Origin of the sequence: Streptomyces sp. NTH33, from assembly GCF_003236365.1 — a bacterium.
Lineage (GTDB): Bacteria > Actinomycetota > Actinomycetes > Streptomycetales > Streptomycetaceae > Streptomyces.
Genome location: NZ_POTZ01000867.1, coordinates 1 through 1490 on the forward strand (window position 1 = coordinate 1; position 1490 = coordinate 1490).

The 1490-nt window shown below is 71.5% G+C and carries 1 protein-coding gene; it reads left to right on the forward strand.

The genetic code is table 11. From position 1 onward, the window contains the following. Window positions 1-554 precede the first annotated feature (554 nt). The coding region (locus C1I97_RS37095) for a M6 family metalloprotease domain-containing protein (protein WP_111007264.1) at window positions 555-1490 on the forward strand (936 nt) is incomplete at its 3' end.

Below are 1490 nucleotides of genomic sequence, written 5' to 3' on the forward strand. Positions count from 1 at the left end.
GTGACCGGCGGCGCGGGTGGGGCGGCGGCACCGGCCTGCCGGGCCGCGGCGGCCGCGGCCGGCTCGGTACCCGGACGCACCGTCGCATCACTCTGTGTGACGCTCGGCCGGCTGAGGTCTGTCGCGGGCGTCGGCCCTTCGGACGTTCCGCTCACCGCTCGCTCCCGCAGTGCACTCGGTCTTCGTATCGGTCTCGTCGGCTGGCCGGCCGGGGGGCGAACGGCCCCGCGGCCCGTGTCCGCGCAGGAAAGTGCAGGGAAAGTGTGCCGATCATAGATGCCGTCGGCGGACCCCTTCCAGCCACTTGCCGGCCTCACGGAACGACCGGCCCCACTGGCAGATCATTTCTGTCCACACCTGGACGGGTTCTTCAGCAGGCCGATCACTTGTGACGTTCCGTGAGCGGTCCGAGGACGTCGCTTCCCCGGGCCCCCTGCCGGACCGTCCAGCCGTGAACTCAGGCCCCTCACCCTTCCGATGCAGTTGAACAGGGCATACCCCTACAAACTGACACAAGCTTGGCTCGGTGTCCCGTGAACCGCCCGGAGGTCCCCGTGCCGCGTCAGCTCCCCCGGAAGGCGCTCGGCCATGACGCCCTCAGGGCGCTCGGCAAGGCGGGGGTGCGCGGGGCGCGCCCCCGGCTGCGCAGCACCGCGGCCGTGTTCACCACCCTGTCGGCGGTCGCGGCCACCTCGATCCTGACCGGGCCGTCCGTCGCCGAACCGTTCGCCGCCTCACCCTGCGCCCTGCGGCGCACGGACGCGCACCACTCGGAGGGCCTGGACACCTGGAACACCTCCTATCCGCAGCCCACCCGGCCGCTCGACGCCGCCCTGGTGTTCCTGTCCTTCCCCGACTCGGCGCCGCTCTCCACCCCGGCCGAACTCGCCGCCGACCACTTCCCGGCCACCAGCCGGTTCTACGAGCAGGCGTCCCACGGCAGATTCACCCTGCGTCCGCACCCGCTGCGGCACTGGATCCGGATGCCGAGGCCGTCCACGGCGTACGCCATGAGCCGGGACTGGAACCCCCAAAAACGCGCCGCCTACCTGGGCGACGCGTTCGCCGCGGCCGACCCCGAGGTCGACTTCTCGCGCTACGACGTCGTCTACTTCGTCGCCGACCCGGACGCGCCCGGCGTCGACTCGGACGCGACGAAGGTCGTCAACCTGGACATCCCGCTGCAGGCCGACGGCAAGGAGATCCGGCGGGTGGTGACGGTGTTCGAACGGCATCCGCCGGACCGGCTGGTGCTCGCCCACGAGACCGGGCACGTCTTCGACCTGCCCGACCTGTACCACCGGCCGGTGGACGGCAAGGGCGACTGGGACACCTACGTCGGGGACTGGGACCTGATGGGCAGCCAGTTCGCGCTCTCGCCGGATCTGTTCGCCTGGCACAAGTGGAAACTCGGGTGGCTGGACCCGCGCCAGGTGACCTGCGTACGGAGCCCGGGGTCGACCCGGCTGACGCTGGAGCCGGTGGAGGTG